The organism is Paenibacillus glycanilyticus, assembly GCF_023715145.1.
Lineage (GTDB): Bacteria > Bacillota > Bacilli > Paenibacillales > Paenibacillaceae > Pristimantibacillus > Pristimantibacillus glycanilyticus_A.
In genome coordinates this window covers 1-402 of record NZ_JAMBNP010000067.1, presented here as the reverse complement: position 1 = coordinate 402, position 402 = coordinate 1, and the positions used below count along the sequence as shown (strand labels likewise).

Annotated in this window: 1 protein-coding gene; it reads right to left on the bottom strand. The window is 74.9% G+C overall.

Features of this window, described 5'->3' with window-relative positions:
• A partial coding sequence (locus M3194_RS30985; protein ID WP_251657991.1) for a DUF3348 family protein occupies window positions 1-402 on the bottom strand: 402 nt, incomplete at both ends.

Below are 402 nucleotides of genomic sequence, written 5' to 3'. Positions count from 1 at the left end.
ACTCGCAGGCGGCCGCGCAACTGGCCGATCGCCGTTTCCATGTCCTGCTGCAGGGTCAGATAACGCTGGCGGAAGTCCGCGAAATCCGCCGTATCGGCCGCCGGCGGCGGCAGGTCGCCCGGCCGGCGCCGCGTGCGCGGCCGGTTGGCGGCCATGATCGCCTGCGCGAGGTCGTGGCGCACGCGCGCGCAGTCGCGCTCCGCGTCGTAGCCGCGCACGCCGGCCGCGACGCCCGGCGGGCTCGCATTCAGCGCGGACGACAGCGTGATCGCGTCGGTCCAGCCGAGCCACTGGCTCAGCCGGTCGGACAGCGGTTGCCGGGATTCCGCGACGTCGGCATCGGCCAGGCGCGCGAGCAGCCGGACGAGCGTCGGACCGCTCAACGCCGGGCGCGGAGATGCT